Origin of the sequence: Streptomyces californicus (assembly GCF_000717645.1) — a bacterium.
Taxonomy (GTDB): Bacteria; Actinomycetota; Actinomycetes; order Streptomycetales; family Streptomycetaceae; genus Streptomyces; species Streptomyces californicus.
Genome location: NZ_JNZZ01000058.1, coordinates 1 through 6,321, shown reverse-complemented (window position 1 = coordinate 6,321; position 6,321 = coordinate 1). Strand labels below are relative to the sequence as shown.

Here is a 6,321-nt window from a genome sequence, read left to right as displayed (position 1 = left end):
GATGGGAACGACGCGACGACATCCACGAAGCCTTCCTCGGCCTCGCCACCTGCCTCATCACTCACCGACACGTCCAACGCCTTTGTTAGGACCTCTAAGCGCCGCATACCGGCCCTTGGGGAGGATCGGACCGGGATTTGGCGGTAGCCAGGCCCTACGGCCGTCGGGAGGGTCGGAACGGCCAGTAGCGGGCCTCTACGAGCTGGCGGGCGCGGTCGCTGACCGCTGGCGTAGCGCCGTGAAGTCGGCCTGGGCCGCCTCGACGGCCTCGGGGTAGGCCTGGGCCTTCCCGTGCTCGGCGAGTGCCCGGTAGATGCTCGCGACAGAAGGGCTCTGGCCCTTGCGTTTGCCGGTGGGGATGATCAGGTCGGGCTGGATCTGCTCGACTGATTCACCTGCGGTGCGGCGGCGGATGACGGTGTGGAGCATGTCGTCGGTGATGACCGGGGGGCGGCCGCCGTGCTGGCCCTTGCGGGCGGCGGTGTCGAGGCCTTCGAGGGTGGACTCGCGGATGTTTTCCCGCTCGGTCTCGGCCATCGCGGCGAAGAACGCGAACAGCAGTCGGCCGGGGCCGCTGGGGTCGTACATGCCGGGCAGGGGCCCGGCGAGCATCTCCAGGACCAGGCCGTGGGCGGTGAGGTGGTCGGCGAGCGCGGTGAGCTCGGCGGCGTCGCGGCCGAGCCGTTTCATCTCGTAGACGGTGAGGATGACCCGGCAGTGCGGTGCGTGCGCTTTGACCTCGCGGGCCGCGGTGAGGGCGGCTTCGAACTGGGGGCGGACCCGGATGCGGGTGCTGATCTTCTCGCTGAAGACCTTCTCCCGGGGGACACCGTGCTGGGCGAGGGCGTCGAGCTGGGAGTCGAGTTCCTGGCCCAGGGTCGAGCAGCGGGCGTAGCCGATGCGGATGTCCGCGCTCGGGGTGTCCGGGTCGAGCGGGGCGGGTGGCGGAGTGCCGGGCCGCCAGGGCTGTCCGGGGCCGCGGCTCGCGGGGGTCTGGACCCGCAGCAGCTTCGCGAGGCGGGGCACCTTGGTGAACCGGCCGGTGTGGTAGGTACCGGCGACCGCGCCGGCGCGCGACCGGCACGGCGAGCCCGGCTCGGCCGCGCACCGCGGGCAGAGGTGGCGTTCGACGTCGTCCGCGTCGGCCGAGGCGGGTTCGTGAGGGTCCGTCATGACCGGGATGTTCTCACAACCCAGTTCTCAGAAGGGGGCCCGGTCCCGACCTGAGTGAGAACGGGTTGTGAGAACGAATCCGGGGTCCCGGAGCTCCACGCGGGTCTCCGGCGGAGGTTCTCTGGAAAGGACCATTTCTGCGAGTGACCCGCAGTCACGGGCGTGTCCGGGGTATAGGGCCGCGACCCGGTGGGCATGATCGTTTTCGCCGATGGCCTCACATCACCCCGAGGCCGAGCAGGATGTGGCGACAAGCGAGGCGCACGCCTCGGCGAGGAGGCAGAGATGCACGAAGGCACAGTGAAGTTCTACAACGAAGCAAAGGGATTCGGGTTCATCATCCCCCAGGACGGCAGTGAAGACATTTTCGTGCACTCATCGGGGCTAATCGGCCAAATTAAGGACAACGACAAGGTCGACTACCAGATCGAGCGGGGAAACAAGGGGCTGAACGCCGTCAACGTCAAGGTCAGCAACAAGTAGCGGACGTCCGGGTCGCCAAGCCCCAGGAAGCCAGCACAGGCTCCGGCACAGAGGCCCCACGCGACCGCCGGGTGCTGCGGCGTCACCGCGCTGGCCGCACCCCCGCCGAGGAGGCCGCCGACCCTTCGGCGACGCCCGCTGAGGCGAGGCCGCGGCCGGCTGCGCCAGCGAGGGCTGATGCCGGGGCTCAGCCCGCTGCGCCGTCCTCGTCGTCGAGCGCGGCAGCGTCCGGATCGCTCAGCGGGCGCAGGCCGCCGCCGGCCGGGGTGCGCGCCGAGCTGGTCCTCCATCCCGTGGCGGTACGTCTGGTGGAGGGTGCCCTTCTTGCCGTGGCAGAGGTCGCGGGCGAGCTTGTGGCGGGACTCCTGGACGGTGAGCTGCTTGTGCATCTGGCGCCGGTAGGTGTCGTCGACCGGGTCGACGACCGCCAGGAGGTGGAGGGTCTTGGTGATGCGCCCGTACTCGGCGAACGCCTGCGCCAGGGGTCGTTCGTGACGATGGGCCCGGCCCCCACGGGGCCGGGCGCTCGTACTGCTGGGCACCGGGAACCGGATGCTGCTGGAGACGGACTCGGTGGACCGTTTGGGTGAACTGCCCCTCAGGCGGGCCGGAGGATGCTGGCGAGCGGTCCGAACAGACCGGTGAGGAAGATGTCCTCGCCATTGACCTTGTCGGCCGGCTCCTTGTAGGGGGTGACCGTCCACTTCTGGCCGGGGCCGCCCTTGGTCTTGCCGACCAGGCGGCCGTCGTCGTCGGTCCAGTAGGTTCGCTCCGATGGCACGGTCTTGCTGTCCGAGGCGGTGATGTACGTGCCGTCGTAGTCCCACCGGTAGGTACTGCCCTCGTACCGCTTGGCGCCACAGCCGTACATCCCGGTCCGCGAGCTGGCAGTGCTCACGGGCTTGGTGATCCCTTCCTTGGCTGCCGCGTCGAGGTAGGCGCGCATCGCCTCGACGAACTTCTCGCCGATGACGTCGAGCCCGTCCTCCCCGTAGAACGCCAGGCTCGCGCAGCGGTCGTTCCACCTGGCCACGCCCTTGATCGGGGCTCGACGCTGCCACGCCCGCACCGGCGCCTCCGCCTTGAGCGCTTTCACCAGGGCCTGCTCGGTGCGCCGCGCCTCCTCCAGCGCCTCCCCGAACAGTGACGGCAGCCCCAGCTTCCCCAGTCGCTCACTGATCTTTTCGGCCCCGGAAAAGCGCATCGCAAGGACCTGCGCCCCCAGCAGGCTCTCCAGCTCCTGCGGCTCGGCGTGCTCCATCTGCTCCTCGAACGACTGCACCGCTTTGGCCCCGATCAACAATGCGCGCTCCCAGGACTGCTCCATCTCCTGCTTGTCCAGCGCTGTTCCGTCCTTGTGCTTCCAGTGGAGCTTGGGTGCGTTCAGGTACGCCTTCATGATCGCGTCCATGTGCCCGGGGAGAGCCTCCAGCAGCTTGCCGTGCTGGGGCCGAAGCTCCTCCAGCAGCGCTGCCTGCCTGCCGTTGGGCTCGTCCACCACCCCTTCGAACTGGCTGCCCGCCTTCTCCCAGTCCGCCAGCTCGTCTTCGTATTCCTGCGAGACCTGTACGTGCCACTCCTCGGGGATCAGCGCCTGGAGCCGCTTCGCTACCTCCCCGGTCGCGTCGTTGAGCTTGCTGGCGTACCACGCCCTCAGGAGGGCGTTCTCGCGCTCTTCGGCGAACGGCTCGCTGTACATCCACACGCCGTAGTCGCCGATGTTCTGCAGGTCGCTGACCGCGGAGCTGGCGATCTGGTTGAACGGCTGACGCTCCAGCGCGTCGTCGTGGGACCGGTAGTACCAGGCGGTGGCCTTGCTGCCGTCGGCCGGCCCCAGCTCAAGGCTCGGAGGGTAGGACTGGCTCAGCAGGTACTCGGTGCCCAGCCTGTGGCTGCTGAGGTCCACCGTTTCGCCGAGCCGCACCCGCAGGCAGCGGCCGGTCTCCTGGTTGACGATCGTGAAGGGTCCACTCGGGAATTTCGACATGATCAAAGTCTGTCGCCGTACCCCAGCCCAAACGGGTGACCTCACCCGGGCGGCACCCGAAAAGGTGAACTGTCATGATCATCAACACGGCCACCCCGTCCCCAACAGCTCCCACTGCCGTATGCCCGACCCGGGCGCGATGGTGCCGCGCGGGTCGTGGCACCATCGCGGGCCTGCTTGCGCCTGCGGGTGTCGGCGTGGGGCCCGGACCCGCTGGGGCCGGGCCCCACGGTCATGCAGGCAGTTCGCCCTCTTCAGTCCGTAGCGGGCGCCTGCCGGGTTCCTGGGGGCGGAAGAAGGCGTAGCGGCCGAGAAAGTTGATGTGGTCGAACTGGAGGGGTGACAGACGGGCGAGGAGGTCGTCGGTGACGGGGAAGCCGTCGGCGGCGAGCTGTTTGGCCGCGCGGTCGAGGTAGAGGCTGTTCCACAGGACCACGGCGTTCAGGGCGAGGCCCAGTGCGCCGAGCTGGTCCTCCATTCCTTCGCGGTAGTGCTGGCGCAGTTCGCCGCGCTGCCCGAAGAAGATCTTCCGGGCGAGGCGGTGGCGGGCCTCGGTGATGTTGAGCTGTTTGCCGATCATGCGGCGGTAGCCGGTGTCGGAGACGAACTGGAGCAGGTGCAGGGTCTTGAAGATCCGCCCGTAGTGCGCGAAAGCGTCCCCGAGGCCGGTCGGGCGGCCGTCGCGGGAGAGCATGCGGATGAGGTCGTAGCCGCGGACCTCGCCGGTGGTCAGGGAGCCGGCCACGCGCAGCATGTCGCCCCAGTGGGCCCGGACCCGGTCCAGGCGCACCGTGTGGCGGGAGGCGTCCTGGAGAGGTCCGTAGTCGGCGCTCGCGTGGGTGCGCCACAGGCGGGCGTCGCCGATGTCGGCGATCCGCGGGGAGAACTGGTAGCCGCAGATCGCGAACAGCCCGAACACGATGTCCGAGTACGAGGCGGTATCCGTGATCACGGTCTCCGGCTTCGGACCGCCGTCGCGGTGGTGGAGGGCGTCCAGGATGAACAGGGAGTCGCGCAGGGTGCCGGGGACGACGACACCGCCGAGGCCCATGACCTGGTCGTTGACGACGTTGAGCCAGGTGGCGCCCTTGTGGCGGAGCCCGAAGTACTTCGGGCTGTATCCGGCGTGAAGGGACTGCACCGGCACCGTGAAGCGGACCCCGTCCGCCGAGGCGACTCTAGGCCGTGTATCGAAAGTGGATCTTGAGCGGTGAATGATCACGGCTCATGGGGCGGGGGAATCTCACAGACGAGCAATGGGCAGTGCTGGAGCCGTTGTTGCCGAAGGGGACGAAGGCGGGTCGGCCGCCCGTCTGGCCTCGCCGGCAGCTGATCGACGGCATACGGTTCCGGGTCCGAACTGGTGTGCCGTGGCGGGACGTGCCCGTCGAGTACGGGCCGTGGGGCCGGGTTTACGACCTGTTCCGTCGGTGGCAGCGGAACGGCACCTGGCACCGGATCATCACCCGGCTCCAGTCCCTGGCCGACGCGAAGGGGGCGATCACGTGGGACCTAAATGTCGACTCCACGGTCTGCCGCGCCCACCAGCATGCGGCCGGGGCCCGCAAGCATGGCGACCTGCAGAAGGAACCACCGGGCGGCGTGTTCACCGAGCCCTGCGATCACGGGTTGGGGCGCTCGCGCGGCGGGTTCACCACCAAGCTGCACCTGGCCGTCGAGCAGGGGCAGAAACCCATGGCGATCGTGATCACGGCCGGGCAGCGCGGGGACTCGCCGCAGTTCGAACCCGTGCTGGAGAAGGTCCGAGTGCCCCGCATTGGACCGGGCCGGCCACGCGTCCGCCCCGATCGCGTGCGGGCTGATAAGGCCTACGCCTCCCGCAAGAACCGCGCCTACCTGCGCCGTCGTGGAATCCTCTGCACCATCCCCGACAAGGCCGACCAGGCCCGCAACCGCCGAAAGCTCGGCTCCCACGGCGGCCGACCGCCGCATTTCGACCCGGCCGACTACCGCGAGCGCCACGCCGTCGAGTGTGGAATCAACCGCCTCAAGCGCCACCGGGCCGTGGCCACCCGCTACGACAAGCTCGCGGTCCGCTTCGAAGCCACTGTCCTCGTCGCGGCCATCCACGAGTGGCTGTGATCAGCAAACGTCGCTACAGCTCGTAGTCCTGGGCCAGTTCCTCCCAACGAATGCTGCGAAGCGCAAGATCAGCATCCTCACCCGCTGGCACCTCCGCTGCTGGCTGGAACCAGGCGACGGTGAGGGTGGAACCGTCCATTGCCGGGTCGAGCGCCGTGGAGTCGAAGACACCGACGCAGGCCACGGAAGGCAGCACCTCAACGGGACCGAAGGCGCCGGCGGTCTCGTCCGGGTACTCGCGCGAGGGCGGAACAAGATGGACCGGCGTGTGGGGAACCGCAAGCTCGGCCTGCCGCTGGACCCAGCTGACCTTCCGGTCGTTGATGCGCTTGCACGGGTAGCCCTCCAGCATCCCCCCGTAGGTCGAAGACATCCGTAGCTCGGTGAGCCGGATCGATCGACCGGACAGGAGGACTATGTGACCCAGTGACATGTCGACACCCTATGCGCACGATCCACTTCCGATACACGGCCTAGGAACGACGGCTTTGCGCCGCGGCCGTATGCGACGGCCAGTCTCGACCCGCCCCCTGGCCGCGCACCTCCCTGACCGGTGCGCCCGGTGACCGACACTC

Annotated in this window: 6 protein-coding genes and 1 pseudogene; 2 read left to right on the top strand and 5 right to left on the bottom strand. The window is 68.8% G+C overall.

Features of this window, described 5'->3' with window-relative positions; translation table 11 throughout:
* Positions 1–195: 195 nt before the first annotated feature.
* Complete coding sequence (locus IF19_RS0134080) at positions 196–1,173, bottom strand: recombinase family protein (protein WP_030119689.1); 978 nt, start codon at positions 1,171–1,173, stop codon at positions 196–198.
* Positions 1,174–1,368: 195 nt separating this feature from the next.
* Between IF19_RS0134080 and IF19_RS1000000136750 the strand changes: the two genes are divergently transcribed.
* On the top strand, positions 1,369–1,656 hold the full coding sequence (locus tag IF19_RS1000000136750) for a cold-shock protein (protein WP_346009383.1): 288 nt from the start codon (positions 1,369–1,371) through the stop codon (positions 1,654–1,656).
* A gap of 269 nt (positions 1,657–1,925) precedes the next feature.
* On the opposite strand, the pseudogene IF19_RS1000000138585 reads toward IF19_RS1000000136750, so the two are convergent.
* From IF19_RS1000000138585 to IF19_RS0134065, 3 genes and pseudogenes are all read right to left on the bottom strand, one after another.
* Positions 1,926–2,141 (bottom strand): annotated as a pseudogene (locus IF19_RS1000000138585) (Tn3 family transposase); the annotation flags it as partial.
* Positions 2,142–2,254: 113 nt separating this feature from the next.
* Entirely contained in the window at positions 2,255–3,643 is a 1,389-nt protein-coding gene (locus IF19_RS1000000137325) for a hypothetical protein (protein WP_030290276.1), read from the bottom strand.
* 232 nt (positions 3,644–3,875) lie between these two features.
* Positions 3,876–4,865, bottom strand: a complete 990-nt coding sequence (locus IF19_RS0134065) for a Tn3 family transposase (protein ID WP_078625105.1) — start codon at positions 4,863–4,865, stop codon at positions 3,876–3,878.
* Positions 4,866–4,870: 5 nt separating this feature from the next.
* On the opposite strand from IF19_RS0134065, the gene IF19_RS0134060 reads away from it, so the two are divergent.
* Complete coding sequence (locus IF19_RS0134060) at positions 4,871–5,746, top strand: IS5 family transposase (protein WP_030119686.1); 876 nt, start codon at positions 4,871–4,873, stop codon at positions 5,744–5,746.
* 13 nt (positions 5,747–5,759) lie between these two features.
* On the opposite strand, the gene IF19_RS0134055 is transcribed toward IF19_RS0134060, so the two are convergent.
* Positions 5,760–6,179: a hypothetical protein gene (locus IF19_RS0134055; protein WP_030119687.1), complete on the bottom strand. Its 420-nt coding sequence runs from the start codon at positions 6,177–6,179 to the stop codon at positions 5,760–5,762.
* Positions 6,180–6,321: the final 142 nt, after the last annotated feature.